This window comes from Roseateles sp. AC306 (assembly GCF_979253795.1).
In genome coordinates this window covers 709,303-732,480 of sequence record NZ_CEEDEB010000001.1, presented here as the reverse complement: position 1 = coordinate 732,480, position 23,178 = coordinate 709,303, and the positions used below count along the sequence as shown (strand labels likewise).

At 64.9% G+C, this 23,178-nt stretch carries 24 protein-coding genes; 20 read left to right on the top strand and 4 right to left on the bottom strand.

The window, feature by feature from the left end:
- The first annotated feature begins 1 nt into the window (after position 1).
- Together AC0IZJ_RS03015 and AC0IZJ_RS03010 are read left to right on the top strand one after the other, a co-directional pair.
- Positions 2-1,207 carry an MFS transporter gene (locus tag AC0IZJ_RS03015; protein WP_471847135.1) on the top strand — a complete coding sequence of 402 codons (1,206 nt, stop codon included), beginning with the start codon at positions 2-4 and terminating at the stop codon, positions 1,205-1,207.
- Complete coding sequence (locus tag AC0IZJ_RS03010; protein ID WP_471846503.1) at positions 1,204-1,740, top strand: arsinothricin resistance N-acetyltransferase ArsN1 family B; 537 nt, start codon at positions 1,204-1,206, stop codon at positions 1,738-1,740. Before AC0IZJ_RS03015 ends, AC0IZJ_RS03010 begins: the two co-directional genes overlap by 4 nt.
- Here the strand turns inward: AC0IZJ_RS03010 and AC0IZJ_RS03005 are convergent.
- The 3 genes from AC0IZJ_RS03005 to merR all read right to left on the bottom strand — a co-directional run bounded on the left by AC0IZJ_RS03005 (position 1,737) and on the right by merR (position 3,450).
- On the bottom strand, positions 1,737-2,072 hold the full coding sequence (locus tag AC0IZJ_RS03005) for a YnfA family protein (protein ID WP_471846501.1): 336 nt from the start codon (positions 2,070-2,072) through the stop codon (positions 1,737-1,739). The two genes, AC0IZJ_RS03010 and AC0IZJ_RS03005, sit on opposite strands and share 4 nt — an antisense overlap.
- A gap of 247 nt (positions 2,073-2,319) precedes the next feature.
- Complete coding sequence (locus AC0IZJ_RS03000; RefSeq protein WP_471847133.1) at positions 2,320-2,940, bottom strand: class I SAM-dependent methyltransferase; 621 nt, start codon at positions 2,938-2,940, stop codon at positions 2,320-2,322.
- Positions 2,941-3,054: 114 nt separating this feature from the next.
- Positions 3,055-3,450 carry an Hg(II)-responsive transcriptional regulator gene (gene merR / locus AC0IZJ_RS02995; RefSeq protein ID WP_471846499.1) on the bottom strand — a complete coding sequence of 132 codons (396 nt, stop codon included), beginning with the start codon at positions 3,448-3,450 and terminating at the stop codon, positions 3,055-3,057.
- Between the two features lie 46 nt (positions 3,451-3,496).
- Here merR and AC0IZJ_RS02990 point away from each other — a divergent pair, with 46 nt between their 5' ends.
- From AC0IZJ_RS02990 to AC0IZJ_RS02970, 5 genes are all read left to right on the top strand, one after another.
- Entirely contained in the window at positions 3,497-3,871 is a 375-nt protein-coding gene (locus AC0IZJ_RS02990) for a mercuric transporter MerT family protein (protein WP_471846497.1), read from the top strand.
- Positions 3,872-3,881: 10 nt separating this feature from the next.
- Positions 3,882-4,160: a heavy-metal-associated domain-containing protein gene (locus tag AC0IZJ_RS02985; RefSeq protein WP_471846495.1), complete on the top strand. Its 279-nt coding sequence runs from the start codon at positions 3,882-3,884 to the stop codon at positions 4,158-4,160.
- Between the two features lie 2 nt (positions 4,161-4,162).
- On the top strand, positions 4,163-4,387 hold the full coding sequence (locus AC0IZJ_RS02980; RefSeq protein ID WP_471846493.1) for a GDCCVxC domain-containing (seleno)protein: 225 nt from the start codon (positions 4,163-4,165) through the stop codon (positions 4,385-4,387).
- 406 nt (positions 4,388-4,793) lie between these two features.
- A complete protein-coding gene (locus AC0IZJ_RS02975) occupies positions 4,794-5,153 on the top strand; it encodes a hypothetical protein (protein WP_471846491.1) in 360 nt (119 codons plus the stop codon).
- A gap of 9 nt (positions 5,154-5,162) precedes the next feature.
- A complete protein-coding gene (locus AC0IZJ_RS02970; RefSeq protein WP_471846489.1) occupies positions 5,163-5,633 on the top strand; it encodes a MerR family transcriptional regulator in 471 nt (156 codons plus the stop codon).
- A gap of 19 nt (positions 5,634-5,652) precedes the next feature.
- On the opposite strand, the gene cadR is transcribed toward AC0IZJ_RS02970, so the two are convergent.
- Positions 5,653-6,105, bottom strand: a complete 453-nt coding sequence (cadR, locus tag AC0IZJ_RS02965; protein WP_056192253.1) for a Cd(II)/Pb(II)-responsive transcriptional regulator — start codon at positions 6,103-6,105, stop codon at positions 5,653-5,655.
- A gap of 93 nt (positions 6,106-6,198) precedes the next feature.
- On the opposite strand from cadR, the gene AC0IZJ_RS02960 reads away from it, so the two are divergent.
- The 13 genes from AC0IZJ_RS02960 (at position 6,199) to AC0IZJ_RS02900 (ending at position 23,141) form a co-directional block, all read left to right on the top strand.
- Positions 6,199-8,478 carry a heavy metal translocating P-type ATPase gene (locus AC0IZJ_RS02960; RefSeq protein WP_471846486.1) on the top strand — a complete coding sequence of 760 codons (2,280 nt, stop codon included), beginning with the start codon at positions 6,199-6,201 and terminating at the stop codon, positions 8,476-8,478.
- A gap of 55 nt (positions 8,479-8,533) precedes the next feature.
- A complete protein-coding gene (locus AC0IZJ_RS02955; protein ID WP_471846484.1) occupies positions 8,534-10,474 on the top strand; it encodes an FTR1 family protein in 1,941 nt (646 codons plus the stop codon).
- Between the two features lie 51 nt (positions 10,475-10,525).
- On the top strand, positions 10,526-10,912 hold the full coding sequence (czcI, locus tag AC0IZJ_RS02950; protein ID WP_471846482.1) for a cation efflux protein, CzcI family: 387 nt from the start codon (positions 10,526-10,528) through the stop codon (positions 10,910-10,912).
- 68 nt (positions 10,913-10,980) lie between these two features.
- Positions 10,981-12,204, top strand: coding sequence for a TolC family protein (locus AC0IZJ_RS02945; protein WP_471846480.1), 1,224 nt, complete (start codon positions 10,981-10,983; stop codon positions 12,202-12,204).
- Positions 12,205-12,219: 15 nt separating this feature from the next.
- Positions 12,220-13,461 carry an efflux RND transporter periplasmic adaptor subunit gene (locus AC0IZJ_RS02940; protein ID WP_471846478.1) on the top strand — a complete coding sequence of 414 codons (1,242 nt, stop codon included), beginning with the start codon at positions 12,220-12,222 and terminating at the stop codon, positions 13,459-13,461.
- 14 nt (positions 13,462-13,475) lie between these two features.
- Positions 13,476-16,640 (top strand): CusA/CzcA family heavy metal efflux RND transporter, encoded by a 3,165-nt coding sequence (locus tag AC0IZJ_RS02935; RefSeq protein ID WP_471846476.1) that lies wholly within the window; start codon positions 13,476-13,478, stop codon positions 16,638-16,640.
- Between the two features lie 10 nt (positions 16,641-16,650).
- Positions 16,651-17,637 (top strand): cation diffusion facilitator family transporter, encoded by a 987-nt coding sequence (locus AC0IZJ_RS02930; protein WP_471846474.1) that lies wholly within the window; start codon positions 16,651-16,653, stop codon positions 17,635-17,637.
- A 33-nt stretch (positions 17,638-17,670) separates the two neighbouring features.
- Entirely contained in the window at positions 17,671-17,802 is a 132-nt protein-coding gene (locus tag AC0IZJ_RS02925; RefSeq protein WP_471846472.1) for a hypothetical protein, read from the top strand.
- Positions 17,803-17,844: 42 nt separating this feature from the next.
- The gene (locus AC0IZJ_RS02920) at positions 17,845-18,078 is read left to right on the top strand and encodes an RES domain-containing protein (RefSeq protein WP_471847131.1); all 234 of its coding nucleotides are present in this window, start codon (positions 17,845-17,847) and stop codon (positions 18,076-18,078) included.
- Positions 18,075-18,347, top strand: coding sequence for a hypothetical protein (locus AC0IZJ_RS02915; protein ID WP_471846470.1), 273 nt, complete (start codon positions 18,075-18,077; stop codon positions 18,345-18,347). The genes AC0IZJ_RS02920 and AC0IZJ_RS02915 overlap by 4 nt, the downstream gene beginning before the upstream one ends.
- Positions 18,348-18,456: 109 nt before the next feature.
- Entirely contained in the window at positions 18,457-18,756 is a 300-nt protein-coding gene (locus AC0IZJ_RS02910) for a BPSL0761 family protein (RefSeq protein WP_471846468.1), read from the top strand.
- A gap of 988 nt (positions 18,757-19,744) precedes the next feature.
- Positions 19,745-20,194, top strand: a complete 450-nt coding sequence (locus AC0IZJ_RS02905; protein WP_471846466.1) for a hypothetical protein — start codon at positions 19,745-19,747, stop codon at positions 20,192-20,194.
- A 235-nt stretch (positions 20,195-20,429) separates the two neighbouring features.
- Positions 20,430-23,141 (top strand): TonB-dependent receptor, encoded by a 2,712-nt coding sequence (locus AC0IZJ_RS02900; RefSeq protein ID WP_471846463.1) that lies wholly within the window; start codon positions 20,430-20,432, stop codon positions 23,139-23,141.
- Positions 23,142-23,178 lie beyond the last annotated feature (37 nt).

Here is a 23,178-nt window from a genome sequence, read left to right as displayed (position 1 = left end):
CATGCTGGCCAGCCGCACGCGCGTTGTCGCCACGCTGGGCACGGCTCAGACGTTGGCGTGGGCATCGTCGTACTACCTGCCGGCGATGCTTGCACGGCCGATGGCGGCCGAGCTGGGGGTATCGCAGCCCACGGTGTTTGCGGCGTTCTCTGCGGCCCTGGTGGTGTCAGCCCTGACCGGCCCGCAGAGCGGCCAGCGTATCGACCGCTGGGGTGGTCGGCCGGTGCTGATGGTCACCAGCGTGCTGTTCGCGCTGGGCCTCGTTCTGATGGCCGTGGCGGGCGGGCCGGTGGGCTTGTTCGCGGCTTGGGCCGTCATGGGACTGGCGATGGGCAGCGGGCTCTACGAGGCTGCATTTGCGTCGCTCGTGCGGCTGTACGGCCATGACGCGCGCGGCGCAATCACCGGCATCACTCTGATCGCCGGCTTCGCCAGCACGGTCGGCTGGCCGCTGACCGCGGCGCTTGAACATGCGTGGGGCTGGCGTGGCGCCTGCTTGGCCTGGGCCGGGCTGCACCTGTTGATAGGGCTGCCGCTCAACGCCTGGCTGCCGCGGGCAGAGCAGCCCGTGGCGACCACCAAGGGCAGCGCGACGCCCAGCGCTGAAGCACAGCCCACCGAACCGCCGCTGACCACCGCCGTGCTGCTGGCCTGGGTGTTCGCCGTGACTTGGTTCGTGAGCACCGCCATGGCGGCACACCTCCCAGGACTGCTGGCAGCCGTGGGCACGGCGCCGAGCGCGGTGGTTGCCATCGGCGCGCTGGTTGGGCCGGCGCAGGTGGCCGGGCGACTGCTGGAGTTCGGCTTCTTGCGCCGGCTGCACCCGTTGCATTCGGCACGAGTGGCCGCTTTGATGCATCCGTTGGGCGCCGCGCTGCTGGCCGTGCTGGGTGCGCCGGTCGCCGCGGTGTTCGCCCTGCTTCACGGCGCGGGCAACGGCATCCTCACGATCGCCAAGGGCACGCTGCCGTTGGCGCTCTTTGGCACCGCCGGTTACGGACACCGCCAAGGGCTGCTCATGTTGCCGGCACGACTGGCGCAGGCGCTGGCCCCGTGGCTGTTCGGCGTATTGCTTGCAAATTTCGGCACCGCTGCGCTGTGGTTCTCGGCAGGGGTGGCGCTCAGCGCGCTGGCGGCACTGCTGCTCATCCGTGTGCCGGCGCGGGCCGGCACATCTGTATCGACCTCGCTGGAGAAGACCGCTTGAAGATCCGTACCGCCTCGCCCGAGGACGCTGCCGCCATCGCGGCCATCTATGCCCCCGTCGTGGCCCACACCAACATCGCCTTTGAGGTGGAGCCGCCGGATGCGCAGGAAATGCGCAGCCGCATCGAGAAGACGCTGGCCAGCCTGCCTTGGCTGGTGGCCGAAGATGCGGCAGGCACCATCTGCGGCTATGCCTACGCGAGCAAGCACCGCGAGCGCGCGGCCTACCAGTGGTCGGTGGACACGACGGTCTATGTCCGCCAGGATGCACGCGGTCAGGGCGTCGGACGAACTCTCTACGAGCGTCTGCTGCCGCTGCTGGCGGAGCTGGGCTACTTCCAGGCGTTTGCTGGTATTGCGCTGCCCAATGCGGGCAGCGTGGGCTTGCATGAGGCCCTAGGGTTTGAAGCGCTGGGTGTGTACCGCAATGTCGGCTTCAAGAACGGTGAATGGCGCGACGTGGGCTGGTGGCAGAAGAGCCTACGGCCGCTGGATGTGCCTTCGGATCCCGTTCCATTCGTCGCGACCGCTTAGGCTCCCCCCTGGGGCCAGAACATGATGACGGCCATGCCGACAAGGCAGATGGCCACGCCCGCCAAATCGCTTCTGGATGGTTCGATCTTGTCCACCAACCACAGCCACAGGACGGCGACGCCTATGTAGACGCCGCCGTAGGCGGCGTACACACGACCAGCGGCCGTGGGGTGCTGAGCCAGCAGCCACGCGAACAACGCCAGGCTGAGCGCCGCTGGCAACAGCAACCAGGGCGACTTGCCCTGCTTGAGCCAGAGATAGGGCAGATAGCAGCCAACGATCTCGGCCAGCGCCGTTGCCACGAACAGTGCGAAGGTCTTGAAAAAATCCATCTACTCATTGTCTCCAGGCGGTCTCGCCCGATAGCCGCCCGCATCGATCGACAGATCGAGCAACTTATCAGTGGCGGCGATGAAGGCAATCACCTACGGCTTGGAGCTTCAGAGGGCGCCAGCGATAGGGAGCCTGATGCACTTGGGCATGATCGACGGGTCCAATCTCAAGGATGTCTGGGGGCTACCGTCGCACCCGAACAGGCGGATAGACGATTTGATGCGGCATGGGCGGGTGTCAGTGCGCTCAGCTTGGCTCTTTGCGGCACAGGCAATAGATGAACTTCTGAACGGTGCCCAACGGCGTGTGGTGCTCCTCGCGCTCCTGCTTCAGGAGCGTAAACGGAACTCCGAACTCCGCGTGCAGTCCGTCGGGGCTGTAGCGCATGACCGGCAGACCACTGCACTTTTCAGGGCCATCCTCGGCGAACGTTGCCACGATGACGTGCCCTCCGGGCTTGACCGCACGCAGCACGGCACGGACATAGTCTGCGCGCTCCTCTCGCGTCGTGAGGAAGTGGAAGACCGCACGGTCATGCCAGACGTCGTAGGCGCACTGCGGTAGCTCAGCCTGAGTGATGTCCCCTACAAGCCAAGCAACATCGCGTGCGCCTTCGCCCAGGCGCGCCTTGGCAGTCGACAAGGCAGCCTCGGACAAGTCGAGCACCGAAATGTTGAAATATCCCTCGCTGAGGAGATCATCGACGAGCGTCGAGGCGCCTGCGCCGACGTCGATGACGCCGGCGTCCTTTGCGACGCCTGTCTCACGAATGAGTTGGATGGACTGACGAGCGTGTTCCTGGAACCAACTGACGCCGGTAGTGGCCTTCGTTGTATAGACCTGTTCCCAGTGCTTTTTGGACTGCATACAAACCCCTTGCTCAAGTGCCGGCATGATGGCCCCGTCTCGAAGGTATTCACGACGTCTTGCCATCGAAGTCTAGGCGGGTGGCCCGACGGGCATCAGATGCCGACACGGTCCTCAGTCCGCCGCCAGCGCTTGGATGATCGGACAGACGTTCTTGGCTGACCCGCTGTCGCACTCGTGCAGGAGCAGCGTCAAAGCGTTGCGCATGGCTTTCAGGTCGGCGAGCTTGCTCTCGACGACCTCAAGCTTGTGGGCAGCGAGGTCGCGGGTTTCGGCACAGGCGTGCGCCTCGTCGAGCTCAAGCAGGCTGGCGATTTCTTCCAATGTGAACCCGAGTACCTGTGCCCGCTTGATGAAGCGAACACGCCTGACGGCGTCGACGGCGTATCGCCGCTGGCCGTTCGTCGGCTTCTCCGGTTCGCACATCAGTCCGCGCCGCTGGTAGTAGCGGATCGTCTCGACGTTCACGCCGGCTGCGGCAGCCAGCCGCCCTATCGTCAGCTCGGTCATCACACATTCCTCTTGACTCCGTACCATGGTACGGACTCTAGACTGGTTGCCATCGAACAAGATCACCCAGCAGATGGCTACGTTCAACGTCAAAGGTTCTCTCCTCGCCGGCGTGATGGCTGCCATTGGCGCTTCGGCGTGCTGCGTCGGCCCTCTGGTGCTGCTGATGATGGGCATTGGCGGCGCCTGGGTGGCCAACCTCACGGCGCTTGAGCCGCTGCGGCCCTGGCTCATCGGCGCGACCTTGCTATTCCTAGGCCTGGCCTTCCACCGGCTGTACCTTCAGCCGCGAGCGTGCGAGCTCGGCACGGCTTGTGCCCAGCCGATCGTGCTCAGGCGTCAGCGCCTAGTCTTCTGGACCGTCGCGATCCTGCTCTTAGCCCTGTTGTCGGTGCCCTGGCTGGCGCCGCTCTTTCTCTGAAGGAACTCATATGCGCAACTCGATCACCCTTCTGATGATCGCCCTGATGCCGTTCGCTGCACTCGCGGTAACTCCGACGACGGCGGTGCTGGACGTGCAGAACATGACCTGCAGCCTGTGCCAGGTCACCATCAAGAAGTCGCTGGAACACGTGCCCGGCGTCACCCAGGTGCGCGTCGACTTCGAGAACAAGACGGCCACTGTCACGTTCGACGGTGGCAAGACCAGCACAGCTGCTCTGATCAAGGCGACCAGCGACGCGGGATTTCCTTCCACGGAACACAAATGACGATGGCGACCATCGCCGTGCTGGACTCCGTGTTGACGTGTCCACAGTGCCGGCACGTCAAGCGAGAACACATGCCCACCGACGCCTGCCAGTTCTTCTACGAGTGCGAGCAGTGCGGGACGTTGCTGCGGCCGAAGCCTGGCCACTGCTGCGTGTTCTGCTCGTATGGCTCGGTGAAGTGTCCGCCGGTGCAGGTGCAGGGCGGCTGCTCGAGTTGCGCTGGTTGATGGTTGCTGGTGGCGAGGCGACGGCGTTTTGCGCGGCTTGCCGGATGCATGGCCGCTCCTGAGCACGCAGGACGGTAGGTCAAGGGCAGCGCTTGCTCCTCAAGTGGCTTGAGGTTCTACCGTGACGGCTTGAGTCATCAAGGAGCCCTCATGAAACCCTGGAAAGTTGCCCTCGGCCTCAGCGCCGCCTGCGCCGCGTGTTGCGCGGTCCCGCTGCTCGGCATCGCCGGAGGGCTCGCAGCGTTTGGCAGCGCGCTGTGGGCCTGCGCCGACGAGTTGTTGCCAGCTGTTGCCGTGCTGGCCGCTGTTGCGGCAGGCCTGCTTGGCATTTGGGGATGGAAGCGGCGAGAGGCCGCTCGTCGTGCCAAGTGCGGGTGCGTCCAGAGCTGTTCGACGGAGGCTCAGAGTGCTTGCCGCTGAGCCGGCGGCCGTCGCCTGCAAGTTGGGCCCGTCGGAGATGGGGCCGCGCCTGGCGCGGATTCGGCAGCTCACGCTGGCCCATCTTCGCGCGCATGAGCTCAAAGGTTCGACGTTGGAACTGGTCTATGACCCCGCCGCCGCCGCCGAGTTGGCAGAGATCGTGGAGTTGGAGCGAAGCTGCTGTGCTTTCCTGGAGTTCCACATGTGCACCGAGGCCGGAGCCGTTCGACTCTGCATCACAGCCCCGCAGCAGGAATCGGTCGGCGCCCGCTGGCTGTTCTGTCAGTTCCTGCCTGATGCCCCTGCGGAGGCCGCGCCTGGCTCGGGGTGTGGCTGCAAACGCTAAGCTGAGCGCATGAACAAGTCGCCCAACCGCTCCATTGGCGTGGTCGCCCAGCAGACCGGCTGCTCGGTGCCGACGATCCGGTATTACGAGGAGATTGGGCTGCTACGGCCGGGGCCGCGCACGGAAGCCGGTCGACGGGTCTACGGTGACGACGCCATCAATCGGCTGACCTTCATCCGGCGCTGCCGCGATTTCGGGTTCTCCATCGATCAGGTGCGTGAGCTGGTGAGCCTGGTCGACGAACCCGATCAGCCTTGCATTGAGGTGCGCGACATCGCGGCGCGGCACCTGGACCAGGTTCGAGAGAAGCTTGCCGAGCTGCAGGCGCTCGAAGCCAATATGACCCAGTTCGTGCATAGCTGCGATACGGCATGCGCTGGCGGGGCTGCCGTCGACTGCACCATCCTGGAGGACCTCGCTGTGCCAGGCGGTCGAGCGCGCGTTGCAGTCGATCGCACTTGCTGCACGAGTCAACGCTGACTCTGTTCCTTTTCGGTGATTAGTGCTTGTGCACGGAGCGTAGATGGGTGCCGGGCTGCTCGGCCGGCGATGACTCTTGCGACGCCTCTGCCAAGCCGGCAAGGATGCCGCATTGGTCAGCCGGCCGGACATCGCCGCACCGCTGCCTCAGCTCCTTCAATTGCTTTTCAAGCGTACGCAGTTCTTTGATGCGCTTGGACACATGGCTGATGTGTTCGTCGAGCAGCGCATTGACGTCACCACAGTCCTCACCGGGGGCATCCTTGAAGCGCAGCAGAGCCCGCACCTCGTCCAATGACATGTCGAGACCGCGGCAGTAGCGGATGAACTGCAGCCGCTCCAGGTGCGGCGCCTCGTACACGCGAAAGTTCCCCTGCGTCCGGCCCGGCGCGGGCAGCAAGCCCTCGCGCTCGTAGAAGCGGATGGTCTCGATGGGCGTGGACGACGCGGTGGAAAGGTCACCAATCTTCATGATTTCTCCGACTATCCAGCAGAAAGTGTAGGGGCTTGACTCTGTAGCAGCTACAGGTTGTCAAATACCTCTGCACCCGACACACGAGCAAGCATGAGCACCCACGAGCACGCGCACGGCGACCATGCCGACCATCACGATGAGCACGACCATGCGCATGGGGCTGGACAAGCCCATGGGAGCGACTCCAGCCATGTGCACCCCCAGGAGTCGCCATGCTGCGGTTCGGCCTGCGGCGCAGAGACCAAGGCCCCAGTCGCCGCGACGTCCGGCGGCCTGCTGCTGCGCATCCCGGCCATGGACTGCCCAACCGAGGAAGGACAGATACGCCGGGCGCTGGAGCGCTTCCCTGAAGTCCGCGGGTTGCGGTTTGACCTGCCCGCACGCGCGTTGGACATCGACGCCCCGCAGGCAACCTGGGAGCCGGTCATTGCCGCCATCAATGGCATCGGCTTCAAGACGGAGACGCTGTCAGCACCGCCTCCTGCGGAGGACACAGCCAAGGCTCAGCGCGCCGAACTGATTCGCCTGGTGTCGGCGCTGCTCGTTGCCGTCGGCGCGGAGCTGGTCCACTTCGTCGCGCCGGACACCTTGGCCTGGAAGGCCGTGGGTATGGCCATCGCGGCAGGTGCCATTGCGCTGTCGGGTCTTGCCGTGTTCCGCAAAGGCCTTTCAGCCCTCTTGCACGGGCAGCTCAACATCAACGCCCTGATGTCTGTGGCCGTCGCCGGTGCATTTGCCATTGGGCAGTGGCCGGAAGCCGCGATGGTGATGGCGCTGTATTCCCTGGCCGAGCTCATCGAGGCGCGCTCGGTGGAGCGGGCGCGCAACGCGATCACCGGCCTGCTGGCTTTGTCGCCGCCGCAAGTGGAGGTGCGCCAGACTGACGGCGCCTGGGCCAGCGCGGACGCCAAGACCGTGGCGGTTGGCTCGACCGCCCGCGTCAAGCCCGGAGAGCGCTTCGCCCTCGATGGCCGCGTCACCGCCGGTCAGAGTGCCGTCGACCAGTCCCCAGTCACCGGCGAAAGCATTCCTGTCGACAAGGCGCCAGGCGACAGCGTCTTCGCGGGGACCATCAACCAGAGCGGCTCGCTCGAGTTCGAAGTGACCAAGTCCGCCAGCGACACAGTGCTGGCCGGCATCATCCATGCGGTCGAACAAGCACAAGGCCAGCGCGCGCCAACTCAGCGTTTCGTTGACAAGTTCGCGGCCATCTACACGCCGGCCATCTTCGTCCTGGCGCTTGCTGTCGCTGTCGGAACGCCGTTCCTCATGGGTTGGCCGTGGATGACAGCGCTCTACAAGGCGTTGGTCCTGCTAGTCATTGCCTGTCCGTGCGCTCTCGTCATCTCGACGCCCGTGACCGTCGTCAGCGGCTTGGCCGCTGCAGCGCGTCGCGGCATCCTCATCAAGGGCGGCGTCCACCTTGAGGAGGCGCGAAAGCTCAAGGTGGTCGCGCTCGACAAGACCGGCACGTTGACCGAGGGGAAGCCGCGACTCGTCGCCCACGCGGCTTTGCCGCAGGACGTGCCGGAAGCGGAGGTCCTGCGCATCGCCAAGAGCCTGGCCGCGCGCTCAGACCACCCCGTGTCCAAGGCCGTCGCGACCGGCCTGGACGGCGAGACACTTCCCGTCGAAGACTTCGGAGCCGACATGGGCCGAGGCGTTCACGGCACGGTAAATGGCAGCCAGTACATCCTTGGAAATCACCGCTGGGTGCATGAGCGAGGCCTGTGCTCCGCCGAGCTAGAGGCCCGGCTTGAAGAGCACGAGGCGCAGGGGCGCACGCTGTCCTTGCTGGCAGACCAGGAGCGCGTCCTGGGACTGTTCGCGGTCGCCGACACCGTCAAGGAAACCAGCAGGCAGGCCGTCGCTGACCTCAAGGCACTTGGCATCCGCTCCATCATGCTGACCGGCGACAACCCGTCGACCGCCAAAGCGATTGCCGGCCAGGTCGGCATCGACGACGTGCGGGCCAACCTGCTCCCGGAGGACAAGCTCAAGGTGATTTCCGAGCTGGGTCGGGCCCAGCAGACGGGCATGGTCGGCGATGGCGTCAACGACTCGCCAAGCCTGGCTGCGGCTGCCGTGGGCTTCTCGATGGGTGGCGCTGGCACCGATACGGCCAAGGAGGCGGCCGACGTGCTCATCATGAACGATGACCTGCGCAAGGTGCCCGAGACCATCCGGCTGTCCAAGCGGACCTACGCCATCCTCTGGCAGAACATCGTCCTTGCACTTGGCATCAAGGCCGTCTTCTTCGTGCTGGCGGTGTTCGGCAGCGCGACGATGTGGATGGCTGTTTTTGCCGACATGGGTGCCAGCCTGTTGGTTGTCTTCAACGGACTGCGCCTGTTGAAAAGCTCCCGCTAAGTCCTCGACCGAATGGCTCGCGTTGCGCGGGCCATCTTTTTGCACAAGAACCGAAATGAGTCTCACTAAGACGGTCCACCGCAGCACCAAGGTCCTCGCCGTCCTCGCTGCGTTCATCTTCTCAGGCGTTTCACAAGCGTCGGAAGCCGACGTGAAGCGCGTCTGGCAAATCCTCGACTACCTGGCCGTCGACTACGCCGGTGCCGTCAAGGATGGGAAGGTCGTCTCGCAGTCCGAGTACGACGAGATGAAGGAGTTCGTGCTGACGGCGCGAACCAAAATCGAAGGACTGGAGGCCAAGGGCGAAAAGGCCGCGCTGATTGCCCAGGCTACAGAGCTTGAGGCGGCCATCGGCGCCCAAGCTGAGGCAAGCAAGGTCGGCACGCTGTCCAAGGCTCTGGCCAAGCACCTTGTCGCTGCCTATCCCGTCCCGCTGGCGCCGTCGAACATCCCAGACGTGGGACTTGGAGCCAAGGTCTACGCCGAAAACTGCGCGAGCTGCCACGGCGCGACGGGCAACGGCATGGGCCCGGTGGGCAAGGCATTGAACCCTCCGCCCGTCGCCTTCACCGACAAGGAGCGTGCGCGCCAACGCAGCCTCTTTGCGCTCTACCAAGCTGTGTCGCAAGGTATCGCCGGAACAGCGATGCCCGCGTTCGGCCAGCTTTCCGAGGAAGACCGATGGGCCGTTGCCACCTACCTTGGAACATTCGCGCATGACAGCGACGAGGTCGGGCAAGGCAAGAAGGTGTGGGCTGAGGGAGAGAAGGCAAAAACCGCTGTTCCCAATGTCGACCGCTTCGTCGGTCTGACGCAGAACGACTTGGCTGAGTCGCTTGGCGAAAAGGACGCGAGCGCCGTGATGGCCTATCTGCACGCGCATCCCGATGCACTGAGCAAGGCTGCAACCGGCAGCCTGTCGCTGGCACGCAAGCAGCTCAAGGACAGCCTGTCCGCGTACAAGGCCGGCGACCTCAAGAAGGCACAAGACCTTGCCCTGTCGTCCTATCTGGATGGTGTTGAGCCCTACGAGCATGCACTCGCGGCCAAAGATGGCTCGCTGAAGAACCAAATTGAAGTGTCGATGGGCCGCTACCGGTCAAGCATCTCGGACAGGTCCCCGGTCGAACAAGTGACCGCATCGGCGGCCGACGTGGAGCAGCTCTTCACGCTGGGAGACAGGGTGCTTGCGGACTCAACGGCGGACTGGACAGCTGCCTTCCTGGGCAGCCTCACCATCCTGCTGCGCGAGGGTCTTGAGGCCCTGCTCGTCGTGGTTGCCATGATTGCGTTCCTGCGCAAGGCGGAACGTCCTGATGTGCTGGGCTACGTCCACGCCGGCTGGGTAACGGCGCTTCTTGCAGGCGCGGCGACGTGGGGTGCTGCAACGTACCTCGTCACCATCAGCGGAGCGAACCGTGAAGTGACGGAGGGGTTGTCGAGCCTCTTCGCTGCGGCAGTGCTCGTGAGCGTTGGCGTGTGGATGCACCAGAAGAGCGTTGCCGGGCAGTGGCAGGCGTATTTGCGTGAGCGCATGTCTGCCGCCCTGAACCGCAAGTCGGCGTTCTTCATGTTTGGCCTGGCCTTCATCGCGGTGTATCGCGAGGTCTTCGAGACCATCCTGTTCTACGCGGCGCTTTGGGGCCAGGGCAACGACCACGCCATCCTGGCTGGGCTGGCTGCTGGCATCTTGTCCTTGGTAGCAATCACCGTCCTGCTTCTGCGCTTCAGCGCGAGGTTGCCCGTTGGCAAGTTCTTCTCCGCCAGCTCCTGGCTGGTCGCCGTGCTCGCCGTCGTGCTCACAGGCAAGGGGGTCGCAGCTTTGCAGGAGGCCGGTTGGATTGTCCCGAGCGCGCTGCCGTCCCCTCGCCTTGAACTCCTGGGGGTGTACCCATCCACCATCGGTCTGGCCGCCCAGGCGGCCGTTCTGGCGTTCGTGCTTGGGTTCTTCCTCTGGCACGGACGTGCCTCATCCAAGCCGGAGCAGCAGACATGATGGCGTGCGGCGGGCGCCAGCAAAAGCCGAACCGCTAGACTGCCAACACTGATGACCATCCGTCGCCTCCACCGCCTGGCCACCGCCTTCCTGGTGGCGCTGTCATTCCTGCTGCCTCTTCAGGTCGCCTGGGGCGCTGCGGCCGCGTACTGTGAGCATGAGACGACAACGCAAGGTGCCAAGCACTTCGGCCACCACCAGCACGAGCACAAGGCAGACGCACACGAGGCTGAAGCGAAGAAGCCCATGGCGAAGAAGCTGGTCGTCGACAACGACTGTGCTTCTTGCCACATCAGCAGTTCGGCTATAGCCGCCGATGCACTGGCAGGCCTATGGCCCATAGGCCTTGCGGCCGGCTTGGTCGCCGTCACCTCTGACGCTCATGCGTCCGCGCCCACAAGGGCGCCAGACCGCCCTCAGTGGCGCCGTCTCGCCTAGCCGGCGAGACAGGAGGACCTCCAACCACCCCGTCTCGCCGAATCCCCGGTTTCAACCTATGAGATTCGATGAGAAGACTTCTTTGGCCGCTCGGGCTGGCGGCCGCATTGCTCAGCCCTTTCACCGTCCGCGCCCAGCAGGCGACGACGACGGACACACTCACCCTCGAACAGGTACTCGACCTGGCGACATCGCGAAGCTTCGTGGTGTCGGCGGCGCAGCGAGAGCTTGAGGCCCACGACGGTTCCGTCCGGCAGGCCGGTGCATTCCGGAACCCGGAACTCGCTGCAAGCGTCGAGGACACCCGCAGCGCGACGCGAACGACTACGACAACGCTGAACATTCCGTTGGAACTGGGTGGCAAACGCGCCGCCCGTGTCAACGCGGCTGAGCGTGCCCGCGACCTTGCTCAGGTCGAGCTGACCAACGCGAAGGCCCAGGTTCGTTCGTCGGCCATCGCGGCGTACTTCGCGGTGCTCGCAGGTCAGGAGCGCTCAAAGCTTGCCGGCAACTCGGCAGACCTCGCCACGAGCGGCGCTCAGGCCGTATCCAAGCGGGTGGCGGCCGGCAAAGTCTCGCCGGTGGACGCCACGCGCGCCCAGGTCGACCAGGCCAACGCGCAGCTCGAACTCGCCGAAGCCCAAGCGGAACTTTCGACCGCCCGCCGTGCGCTGGCCAACCTCTGGGGCGACGCGGAGCCACGGTTCGTTCGTGTCGCGGGCGACATCAACGTCATCCCGGAACGCGCACCTCTGCCTGAGCTAATGGCCCGGCTCGAGGAAGCTCCAGCGCTGCTAACCGCCCGCACCGAGGTGGAGCGCCGCAAGGCGTTGGTGGATGTCGAGCGCAGCAAGGCGACGCCGGACGTGACGCTGAGCGTCGGCGCGAAGCGCGACAACGAACTGGGGCGCACCCAGGCCATCATCGGCCTGACCATCCCGTTACCGCTCTTCGACCGCAACCAGGGCGCGGTCTACGAGGCCAGCAAGCGCGCCGACAAGGCCGAGGACGAGTTCCAGGCCGCGCGCCTGCGTGTCCTTGCCGACCTGCAGACGGCGGCAGCGCAGCTGTCGATTGCTCGCACATCTCTGCAGGCGCTGCAGTCGACGGTCCTGCCCGCTGCGCAGCAGGCCTACGACTCAGCTAGCAAGGGCTTCGAAGCCGGCAAGTTCGGCTTCCTTGACGTCATCGACGCGCAGCGATCCCTGCTGCAAGCCCGAGCGCGCTACCTGAGCACGCTCTCCAACGCATACCAAGCCGCCACGGCCATCGACCGCCTGCTCGGTCGCTGAGAACGGAACACCAACATGGCAATCACGAAGAAACAACGCATCGCGATGGCGGTCATCGTCCTTGTCGGCATCTTGGCCGGCGGCGGACTGCTGCTCACCGAACGGCACAAAACCGGCGAAGAGGCAGAGCATGGGGAAGAGACCGGCCACGCACGCAAGGAGGGCGACGACGACAAGAAGGCGGCGCCGGCTGCCAAGGAAGCACATGAGGGGCATGAAGAGCGCTCAGTCAAGCTGACCGAGGACCAGGTCAAGAAGGCGGGCATCGCCGTGCAAGTCGCAGGCCCGGCAAAGCTCCAGGCTGCCGCCGAGTTCACCGGCGAAATCCGGTTCAACGAGGACCGCACGGCCCACGTCGTGCCGCGCTTGGCCGGTGTGGCCGAGCAGGTCGTCGCCAATCTCGGCCAGTCGGTACGCAAGGGCGAGATGCTGGCCGTCATCGCCAGCAACTCCTTGTCCGAGCAGCGCAGCGAGCTGCTGACTGCCCAGGAGCGCCGCGACGCCGCCCGCGTCACCTATGAGCGCGAGAAGAAGCTCTGGCAGGAGAAGATTTCCGCCGAGCAGGACTATCTGCAGGCCCAGTCTGCCCTGCGCGAGGCGGACATCGCCGTCCGCAACGCGACGCAGAAGCTCGCGGCCGTTGGCGCGATCGGTGCGACCGGCTCAGCGGCGAACCTCAACCGCTTCGAGCTGCGTGCGCCGTTCGACGGCACGGTAGTCGAGAAGCACCTGGCGCTCGGCGAGGCGGTCAAGGAAGACGCCAGCATCTTCACCGTCTCGGACCTCCGGTCGGTCTGGGCGGAGTTCAACGTCGCGCCCAAGGACCTGGCCACGGTTCGTGTCGGCCAGCGCGTGTCGGTCTCGTCGACCGCGTTCGAGAGCAAGGTCGAAGGGACCATCTCCTACGTCGGCGCGCTGCTGGGCGAACAGACCCGCACCGCCCGCGCCCGAGTGACGCTGACCAATCCCGACGGCGCATGGCGGCCAGGGCTGTTCGTGACCGTATCGGTCTACGGTGAAAACCAGGACGTCCCCCTGACGGTGCCGGCAGACGCGGTCCAGACCATCGAGAACCAGGCGATGGTCTTCAAGGCCGTGTCCGGCGGCTTCGAGGCTGTGCCCATCAAAGTGGGCCGCTCCGACGGCCGCTTGGTCGAGGTCCTGAGCGGACTCAAGGCCGGCGACCAGGTCGCGTCCAAGAACACCTTTGTCCTCAAGTCCGAACTGGGTAAAGCCAGCGCGGGCCACGAACACTGAGCGGGGGGACGGACATGTTTGAACGCATCATCCGTTTCTGCATCGAACAGCGTTGGCTGGTCATGCTCGCCGTGCTGGCCATGGCAGCCCTCGGGGCCTACAGCTACACCAAGCTGCCTATCGACGCCGTCGTCGACATCTCCAACGTGCAGGTCGTCGTCAACAGCCAGGCACCCGGCTATTCGCCGCTGGAGACCGAGCAGCGCGTCACCTATCCCATCGAGACAGTCATGGCCGGCCTGCCAGGCCTTGAGCAGACACGTTCTCTGTCGCGCTACGGCCTGTCCCAGGTCACTGTCATCTTCAAGGACGGCACCGACATCTACTTCGCGCGCCAGCTCGTCAACCAGCGCCTGCAGGAGGCGCGCGAGCGGCTGCCTGCCGGGGTGACTCCAAGCATGGGTCCCATCTCCACGGGTCTCGGAGAAATTTACCTGTGGACGGTTGAGGCGGTGAAAGGCGCCAAGAAGCCCGACGGCACGGCCTACACGCCGACCGACCTGCGCGAAATCCAGGACTGGGTCGTCAAGCCGCAGTTGCGCAACGTGCCCGGCGTCACCGAAATCAACTCCATCGGAGGGTTCGCTAAGCAATACGTCGTGGCGCCCAACCTCGAGCGTCTCGGCGCGTTCGGCCTCAGCCTGGCCGACGTCGTCAACGCACTGGAGAAGAACAACTCCAATCTCGGTGCAGGCTACATCGAGCGGCGCGGCGAGCAGTACCTCGTGCGTGCGCCTGGACAGGTCAAGTCCATCGAGGACATTGGCGAAATCATCATCGGCACGGCGCAGGGCCAGCCCATCCGCGTGCGGGACGTCGCAGCCGTGGAACTTGGTCGGGAGTTGCGCACCGGCGCAGCCACCGAGAACGGTCAGGAGGTGGTGCTCGGCACCGTCTTCATGCTGATGGGCGAGAACAGCCGCACTGTCTCGCGTGCCGTGGACAAGCAAATGGAGGCCATCAACAAGACGCTGCCGGCCGGGGTCAAGGCCGTCACGGTCTACGACCGGACCACGCTGGTCGACAAAGCCATCAAGACCGTCCAGAAGAACCTGGTCGAAGGTGCGTTGCTGGTCATCGCGGTGCTGTTCGCCTTCCTGGGCAACCTCAGGGCCGCGCTCATCACGGCGATGGTCATCCCTCTGTCGATGCTCTTCACTTTCACCGGCATGGTCAAGTACGGTATCAGCGCCAACCTGATGAGCCTGGGTGCACTGGACTTCGGCATCATCGTGGACGGCGCGGTGGTCATCATCGAGAACGCGGTGCGCCGACTGGCGCACGTCCAGGCGCACAAGGGCCGTGCGCTGACGCGCGCCGAGCGCTTCCACGAGGTGTTTGCGGCTGCCAAAGAGGCTCGCCGGCCGCTACTGTTCGGACAGCTCATCATCATGGTGGTCTATGTGCCCATCCTTGCCCTGACCGGCGTGGAGGGCAAGATGTTCCATCCGATGGCCTACACAGTGCTGCTCGCGCTGCTTGGCGCGATGGTGCTGTCGGTGACCTTCGTGCCCGCGGCGGTGGCCCTGTTCATCGGCGAGCGGGTGACCGAGAAGGAGAACCGTCTGATGGAGTGGGCCAAGCGCCGCTACGAGCCTGCGCTCAAGGCGACGCTGGGAAACGCGCCTGTCGTGATGACGCTCGTCACTGTCGTCGTGGCTCTGTCCCTCATCGTGGCCACCAAACTGGGCAGCGAGTTCGTGCCCAACCTCAACGAGGGTGACTTCGCCATCCAGGCGCTGCGCATTCCTGGGACGAGCCTGACCCAGTCCGTGGAGATGCAGAAGCAGCTCGAGTCGACGCTCATGGCCAAGTTCCCGGAGATTGAACGCATCTTTGCCCGCACCGGCACCGCCGAGATTGCTTCGGACCCGATGCCGCCGAACATCAGCGACGGCTACATCATGCTGAAAGCCATGGACCAGTGGCCCGAGCCGCGCAAGACGCGCGACGAGCTGCTGGCCGCCATCCGCGACGAAGCTGCAAAGGTCCCTGGCAACAACTACGAGTTCTCGCAGCCCATCCAGCTCCGCTTCAACGAACTCATCAGCGGCGTGCGTTCCGATGTGGCGGTCAAGGTGTTCGGTGACGACAACGACGCTCTGAACGAGACGGCCAACAAGATTGCGGCCGCGCTGCAGAAAGTGCCGGGTGCAACCGAGGTGAAGGTCGAGCAGACGACGGGCTTGCCCATGCTCTCAGTCAACATCGACCGGGCCAAGGCCACGCGCTACGGCCTGAACATGACCGACGTGCAGGAGGCAGTGGCGACGGCCGTGGGCGGGCGCGAAGCCGGCACCTTCTTCCAGGGTGACCGACGCTTCGACATCCTCGTGCGGCTGCCGGAAGACGTGCGTCAGGACGTCGAGGCGCTCAAGCGCCTCCCCATCCCGTTGCCGAAATCTGGTGCTGAAGGCCGCGCGTCGTACATCCCGCTTGGGGAAGTGGCGACGCTTGAAGTTGCGCCGGGGCCCAACCAGGTCTCCCGGGAGAACGGCAAGCGCCGCGTAGTGGTCAGCGCCAACGTAACGGGGCGAGACCTCGGGTCGTTTGTCGCCGACGCGCAGGCAGCGATGGCGGGCGAAAAGGTGCCGACAGGCTATTGGACGGCCTGGGGCGGCACCTTCGAACAGTTGCAGTCCGCGTCGCAGCGCCTGCAGGTCGTGGTGCCGCTGGCTCTGGCCATGGTCTTCGCGCTCCTCTTCACCATGTTCGGCAACGCCAAGGACGGCCTCCTAGTTTTCACCGGCATCCCGTTTGCCCTGACCGGTGGTGTGCTGGCACTTTGGCTGAGAGGCATCCCGCTGTCGATCTCGGCGGCGGTCGGCTTCATCGCCTTGTCCGGTGTCGCAGTGCTCAACGGGCTGGTGATGCTGTCGTTTATCCGCAGCCTTCGCGAGGAGGGCAAGAGCCTTGATGAAGCCATCTGGGAGGGTGCGCTGACCCGGTTGCGTCCCGTGCTGATGACGGCCTTGGTTGCCTCACTTGGCTTTGTGCCCATGGCAATCGCCACCGGCACCGGCGCCGAAGTGCAGCGCCCACTGGCCACCGTCGTCATTGGCGGCATCCTGTCTTCGACGGCGCTGACGCTGCTGGTGCTGCCGCTGCTGTATCGGTGGGCGCACCGGCGGGATGAAGACGAGGTCGAAGCTCCAGTCGCGACCCCGGTAGAAGCCTAAGGAGACGAAGATGTCGCACGACCACGCTCACGGGTCAGCAGGCCACGACCACACAGCGGGCGCGAACCAGCGCTCGCTGAAGATTGCCTTCGGGCTCACGACGGTGTTCCTGTTCGTCGAGCTGGTCGGCGGCATCGTGTCGCAGAGCCTCGCGCTCATCTCTGACGCAGCGCACATGTTCACGGACGTCGCGGCGCTGGCCATCGCACTTGCGGCCATCCGGATAGCCAAGCGGCCGGCCGATGCCCAAAGGACCTTCGGCTACCACCGCTTCGAAATCCTGGCCGCGGCCTTCAACGCCATGCTGCTTTTCGGCGTGGCGGTCTACATCCTCTACGAGGCCTACCTGCGCATCAAGGCGCCGCCAGAAATTCAGTCGACCGCGATGCTCGTCATCGCAGTCATCGGCTTGCTGATCAATCTCATCAGCATGCGCGTCTTGCAGGGCGGCCAGCAGTCGAGCCTGAACGTGAAGGGCGCCTACCTCGAGGTGTGGGCCGACATGATTGGTTCCGTCGGCGTCATCGTCGGCGCGATCATTCTGAAGTTCACAGGCTGGGCCTGGGTCGATTCGGCCGTCGCCATCCTCATCGGCCTGTGGGTCGTGCCTCGGACCTGGACGTTGCTCAAGTCGAGCATCAACATCCTGCTGGAGGGGGTGCCCGAAGACGTCGACATGGTCGAGCTGAAGAAGCTTCTGCTGGCAGTGCCCGGCGTCAGAAGCCTGCACGACCTGCACGTCTGGGCGGTGACGAGCGGCAAGAGCACGCTCACGGTCCACCTTGTGACGCAGCCGGAGGTCATCGCTGAAAAGGAAGTCCTTCCCGAGGTGCGCAGGCGCCTGGCGGAGGCATTCGGCATCCACCACATCACCGTGCAGTGCGAGCTGGAGCCTTGTGGCCAGACCGACCAGGAGGACCATTTCAAGAGCGCTACAGCCGCGCTTGCCGAGGAGCATGACGAGAAGGCCAATTCACCTCTCGACCCTGCTGCCTGAATCTGTGGCGCCAAACTTTGGACTCCCGGCCCGGTGCTCTCCGCAGGCATCGACAACCTCCCGGTTTCCGGCCGTGACCGGCTCAGCACCACGGCCGACAGCATGACGATGCAGCGCATTGGCGTCAGCCAGGATTGGTTGTCTGCGGAAAAGCGCACTGCCTAGCGTGCAGCGGCTAGGCGGCGGTCGACCGCGAGGCGGCCGTCACTGCGCTTCAACCGCACGCAGGAGCTGGCGGCTAACGCGAGGGACGGTGGTTTTGAGGGGATCGTCTACAAGTCCGCACAGCAGTTCGGCACGGATTGCATGGCCGTCTTCGGTCCTGGGCTCTTACGGATTCGCTACGAGTGGGCCGAGCACCTGGTCGAGCCCGGAAGCCGGCTGAAGGCCGCCGGGCTTTTGCTGCAACCACGGTGCCTTTCTGCGAAAGTCCACGCATGAAACGAGTTCGCATTGCCCCTGGCAAGTTCGTCGCCATCTCCCCCGACTTGGCGGAGAAGGCCGAGCGGGTCTTGGCAACGGGCCTCACCCGCAAACAGGTTGCCGAGCTGAGGGCAACAGAGCCGAAGCGTTTCATCGGAGCCATGGCGGGCTCGCCCAAGCCGCTCGCCATTGCCAAGCCCAGAGCCAACGTTCTGGCCAAGGCTGCTGCCGCGTCGCCTGCGAGCGAGATTTCGGCATCAGGCGCCCAGCGTCGCAAGAGCGGGTGAAGCGCCGGCGGGGCCGGCGGCCTCACGTCGTCGCCTTGAATATCAAGAGTGTTGATATGGGCCTGAGCACAGATATGTTGAGGTGCTCAAAGCTTTCCATGGAGGCCGCGTGACGACGCCGGACGAGCGCAGAAGAAACTTGATCTGGGGGCGTGAAACGCTCGACGAGTTCTCCAGGGACTCCTCGCTGCCATCGTCTTGGCGAGAGGAAGCAGCTCAGCTCCTGGACGGCTATCCGACGGTCGAGTACCTGCAGCGTTTCAACGCCTGGGATTTGGCCGAGCTTGATGAATACGCGGCGCTGCTGATGAAGGCGCGGCTGCTGTTCCTGCGCGTTCGGGCGAGCGCAGATTGCTCCGAGCAGCGTCGATACAGCCTGGGCGTCGTGCTCAGGCATTTCTATGGGTAGGCGTTTCAGCTTGGGGCAAGGTCGTTGCGCAACGCGCACGAAACTCGGCTGCGGGATGCCCCATTTGGATTCGTGGTGGCGTGGCTGCTAGAGTCGCCATCGAGGCCGGCACTGCTGGCCTCCCTGCTTACCTCCCTGGCAGGCTTCAGCGCCGACAGCGATGAAGGTTCAGCCCTCGGCCAAAACCGAGGGTTTTTTCTTGGTGCGCCAGGCATGGCGCGCAGCGCCGTGACTGGCGCTGCCTGGCTCGCTGTGGTGGCGAGCTGGATGACTTGGGGGTGAAAGTCCCCTACGGACCTTGATGATGGGAACCGTTAGCCGAACAGCAAGGGTGTCCGCCGCGAGGCGGAATCTGAAGGAAGCTGTACGCAAAGCTGTGGCCCGACGAACAGGAACCGCATATGAGGCAGACTCAACTGGGCGAGGGGGCCAAGAAACCCGAAGCCCGAAATCATCCGGAAGGTGAGCAAGTAGATGCGGCGGGTATATGCAGTGAAGGTCGCGCGTCTTACCCTGGGAGACCTGCCAGCCTGCCCGAAAGGGCTACCGGCGTCGCAAGGCATCGGGATGGGCTGACAGGGGTCAGCAGAGGTCGTAGTAGCCGCTGGAGACCGCAGCTGCGAAGGGCCGAACCTGTCATGAGTGGACAGTCACGCGTGCTCTCTGACGCTCCAGGGCAGAAGTCTTGGCGTAGACCAAGAGCCACGACAAGCCTGCATCGAGGCCGGAAGCCTCGGCGCGGTGTCGTGGTGTCCGACGGACGACAGGCGACACGATGAACGAAACCAAGCTCGCTGGGGCACTCTGCCCAGTAGACAGGAACCGCCGTATGCCGAGCGGCACGTACGGTGGTGTGGGAGGACGGCGGGGGTAACCTCGCCTCCTACCCGATCGGGGCCGGGTCGCATTGCAGTCCGGGGGCGCCATGCGATCGCGGCATCTTCAAGGGGAACACCCTAGGTAGACAGGCCCATGCACGCTTGGTGCAATGCAGCATCTCGTGACCTTCTCCATGAAACTCCTCGGCTTCTGGCTCCTGATCGTGCTCGCGGTGCTCGTCCCCGCGACTGCCAGCGTGGCCACGTCGCTGTTCTGCCCCACCGTCGCGGTTGCGAAGGCGAAGCTGTCTGGACAGGTCGCCGAAGCGAAGACCCTGAGCAAGCATGCGGCGCTCTCAGGCGCCCATGCAAGAGCGCCGATCACCAAGGCGGCTGGCAAGAAGCCGGTTGCCACAGAGTCCGATGCACAGACGCAGCACTGCTGCGATGCCTCGCCTTGCAACCACTGCACGAGCTGCGGTTCCTGCGTGTCCATGGTGACCGAGCTCGCCATAGTGGCGGCTGACCATCCGCTGGCCGATCTGGTCCTGCCGGATCCTGGTGGACCGCGCGCTGAGTTCCTGCGCTCCGGGCAGGAACGGCCACCCCGAACCAGCTGACTCAGCACGACCGCCAGCCGGCGGCCTGCGCGAACGCGCATGCCGAGACGAGCTGGCCACGCGTCGGCTGAGTGGCATGCGGTGGCTGCCGGAGCTCCTGATCCCCACGGGTTCCCCGTCAAACGACTCTTCTCGTGTCCATCGCCATGTGCTCGCCGGCGAACCTCGGTTCGAAGGTGCCTGATCCGTTTTCGCCCTTGATGGCGGCGGCACGGCACCGTACTGGATGCACTCAATGTCTAAACAACTCCCGCGCACCGCCGTTGCGACGGCCGTCCTGCTCTTCGTCAGCCATGCATTCGCGCAACAGAGCGCTCCTCCCCCCTCTGATGCCCAGCCTGCCTCCCTTGAGAAGGTCCAGATCACCGGCAGCCGGATCAACCTGAAGCAGGCGCAGATCTCAGGCGTCGGGCCGGTCACCGTCATCGATGCGGAGACCATCCAGCGCACCGGCGCCATCTCCGCGGAGACGCTGCTGCAGCGCCTGCCTGCATCGGCCGGCACGGCCGGCAATCAGACCAGTGCCTACTGGACGGGCAACGGCTACGGCACGACCCAGGTCAACCTGCGCGGCCTGGGCATCAACCGGACCCTGGTCCTGCTCAATGGCCGCCGCGTCGTCAACGGGGGCACCGGCGCCAACAGCTCGGTCGACCTCAACATGATTCCCGTGGCCATGATCGAGCGCGTCGAGGTGCTCAAGGATGGCGCCTCGGCCATCTACGGCGCGGACGCCGTCGCCGGCGTGGTCAACATCATCACCAAGAGCGGCATCAAGGGCGGCGAAGCCTCCGTGCGCTACGGCCAGACCAGTCGCGGCGACGGTGAAGAGATGGCCGTCGACCTGGCGTATGGCCTTCAAGGTGCGGCAGGGTCGCTCGTCACCGGCCTCAACTATTCAGAAAGCGGCGCCATCAACATGGCCACGCGCGCGCCTTGCGGCCTGGCCGAAGTGGACGGCAAGCTCGCATGCGTGGGCAGCTCCTCTACCATTGGTGGCCGAGCGCGGCTCGCCGACGGGCGGCGCGTCAACTTCAAGCAGACGCTGGGTGGCGACCCGAACTTCTACGAGACGTACTCGGCCACCAAGCACAACTACAACAGCAATCCGACGCTAAATGCCGTCAACCCGATCAAGCGGTTGAACCTGAGCGCCTTCGGCACGGTCAACCTCGCCGAGGACACCCAGCTGTTCACGGAAGCGCTGTTCTCGCATCGCGAGTCGAACCAGCTCGCCACACCGGGTGCGCTGGGCGTCTACCGGCCGATCAACATCGCGGCCAACCACCCGACGAACCCGACCGGCCAGAGCATGGTGCTTGAGCGCAGGCGTCTCGAGGAAGGCGGTACGCGCACCTTCGGCCAGGAATCCAACATTTTCCGGATCGTCGCCGGCGCCAAGGGCAGCTTCGGCAAGAGCTGGGACTGGTCGGCGGCTGTGAACTGGGGGCGCAACACCGGCGTGGACAGCACCACGAACGTGGCCAACCTGGACCGCGTGGACCAGACGCTGGACCGCAGCAAGTGCAGCACCACCGCCGGTGCCGCCATCCCCTGCGGCAACTACCTGGGCTATGGCAATGTGACGCCGGAGGTGCTTCGCTACATCATGATGAAGACCCGGGACACCGGCGGCAACGACCAGAAAGGCGTCAGTGCCAACATCAGCGGCGAGCTCTTCGACCTGCCGGCCGGCACGGTCGGGTTTGCTGCCGGCGCCGAGGTGCGCAAGGAAAGTGGCTGGCGAGACCCTGACAACCTGACCGTCCTCGGCGTGGCCAACACCAACCGCCAGGACCCGATCGCCGGCAAGTACACGGCGCGCGAGGTGTATGCCGAGCTGGCCGTGCCGCTGCTCAAGAAGCTGCCGTTCGTCGAGTCGCTGCAGTTCAACACCGCGGCGCGCTATTCCGACTACAGCCTGTTCGGCTCCAAGAGCACCTACAAGGCCGGCCTGGACTGGCAGGTGCTGCCCGGCCTCAAGGTGCGCTCCAACGTGTCGTCGGCGTTCCGGGTGCCCAACATCCCCGAGCTGTACGGCGGCGTGTCGGAAGGCAACCTGACGACGACGGACCCGTGCAGCAACTGGAGCACCTTGCCGACGTCGTCCGTGGTCTCGAAGAACTGCCAGGCCGCCGGCGTGCCTGCCGGCTACAAGCAACTCGGCAACACCATCCTCACCACGGTGGGCGGCAACCCGACCCTGAGCCCGGAAGACGCCAAGACGATGACCGCCGGTGTCGTGTGGTCCCCGACGAAGGCGCTGACGCTGACTCTGGACTACTACAACATCAAGATCACCAACGCGATCCAGAGCGTGGCCGGGTCGACCAAGCTGGCCGTTTGCTACAACACGCCCGGCTTGGCGCACATCTTCTGCAGCCCGTCGAGCTTCACCCGCAACAAGACGACCGGCGAGATCGATTTCCTCTCTTCACAGCCCGTCAATGCGGCGGACGAGAAGATCTCCGGCTTCGATGTGGGCGCGCTCTACGAGTTCAACGTCGCGGGCTTCATGACGACGCTCAACGCCGAGGCCTCCTACCTGAAGAACTACCAGGTGCGGCCGTTCCCAGGGGCTGATGCCATCGACTACACCGGCAAGATCACCGGTGGCCGTGGCAGCTACACGCAGTGGCGCTCGCTCAGCTCAGTGACGGTGGCCAAGGGGCCGTGGTCAGGGTCCTACACGTTGCAGTACATCGGTGCGGCGGATGACATCAACGCTGCTCCGACGGACATCGGCGCCAAGGCACCCACCGTCATCTACCACTCGGTCCAGGTCAAGTACGCGTTCAACAAGCAGCTCGACTTTGCAGTCGGCGTCGACAACCTCTTCGACAAGAAGCCGCCGTTCATCCAGTCGTATACCGACGCCAACACGGACACGATGACCTACGACCTCCAGGGGCGCCGTTGGCACGTTCGCGCCGGCTATCGCTGGTAAGGCCTCGGCAAAGCGGCAAGGCGCTGCAGACTTCGGT

Excerpts from the sequence above, each read along its gene's own strand:
- AC0IZJ_RS03000 (WP_471847133.1), bottom strand. The coding sequence starts at position 2,940 with ATGCAGTCCAAAAAGCACTGGGAACAGGTCTATACAACGAAGGCCACT.
- AC0IZJ_RS02980 (WP_471846493.1), top strand. The coding sequence starts at position 4,163 with ATGGCGACCATCGCCGTGCTGGACTCCGTGTTGACGTGTCCACAGTGC.
- AC0IZJ_RS02905 (WP_471846466.1), top strand. The coding sequence starts at position 19,745 with ATGCAGCATCTCGTGACCTTCTCCATGAAACTCCTCGGCTTCTGGCTC.
- AC0IZJ_RS02955 (WP_471846484.1), top strand. The coding sequence starts at position 8,534 with ATGAGTCTCACTAAGACGGTCCACCGCAGCACCAAGGTCCTCGCCGTC.
- AC0IZJ_RS02940 (WP_471846478.1), top strand. The coding sequence starts at position 12,220 with ATGGCAATCACGAAGAAACAACGCATCGCGATGGCGGTCATCGTCCTT.
- AC0IZJ_RS02985 (WP_471846495.1), top strand. The coding sequence starts at position 3,882 with ATGCGCAACTCGATCACCCTTCTGATGATCGCCCTGATGCCGTTCGCT.
- czcI (WP_471846482.1), top strand. The coding sequence starts at position 10,526 with ATGACCATCCGTCGCCTCCACCGCCTGGCCACCGCCTTCCTGGTGGCG.
- cadR (WP_056192253.1), bottom strand. The coding sequence starts at position 6,105 with ATGAAGATTGGTGACCTTTCCACCGCGTCGTCCACGCCCATCGAGACC.
- AC0IZJ_RS02935 (WP_471846476.1), top strand. The coding sequence starts at position 13,476 with ATGTTTGAACGCATCATCCGTTTCTGCATCGAACAGCGTTGGCTGGTC.
- AC0IZJ_RS02960 (WP_471846486.1), top strand. The coding sequence starts at position 6,199 with ATGAGCACCCACGAGCACGCGCACGGCGACCATGCCGACCATCACGAT.
- AC0IZJ_RS02945 (WP_471846480.1), top strand. The coding sequence starts at position 10,981 with ATGAGAAGACTTCTTTGGCCGCTCGGGCTGGCGGCCGCATTGCTCAGC.
- AC0IZJ_RS03015 (WP_471847135.1), top strand. The coding sequence starts at position 2 with ATGCTGGCCAGCCGCACGCGCGTTGTCGCCACGCTGGGCACGGCTCAG.
- AC0IZJ_RS02970 (WP_471846489.1), top strand. The coding sequence starts at position 5,163 with ATGAACAAGTCGCCCAACCGCTCCATTGGCGTGGTCGCCCAGCAGACC.
- AC0IZJ_RS02915 (WP_471846470.1), top strand. The coding sequence starts at position 18,075 with ATGAAACGAGTTCGCATTGCCCCTGGCAAGTTCGTCGCCATCTCCCCC.
- AC0IZJ_RS02930 (WP_471846474.1), top strand. The coding sequence starts at position 16,651 with ATGTCGCACGACCACGCTCACGGGTCAGCAGGCCACGACCACACAGCG.
- AC0IZJ_RS02900 (WP_471846463.1), top strand. The coding sequence starts at position 20,430 with ATGTCTAAACAACTCCCGCGCACCGCCGTTGCGACGGCCGTCCTGCTC.
- AC0IZJ_RS03005 (WP_471846501.1), bottom strand. The coding sequence starts at position 2,072 with ATGGATTTTTTCAAGACCTTCGCACTGTTCGTGGCAACGGCGCTGGCC.
- merR (WP_471846499.1), bottom strand. The coding sequence starts at position 3,450 with ATGACCGAGCTGACGATAGGGCGGCTGGCTGCCGCAGCCGGCGTGAAC.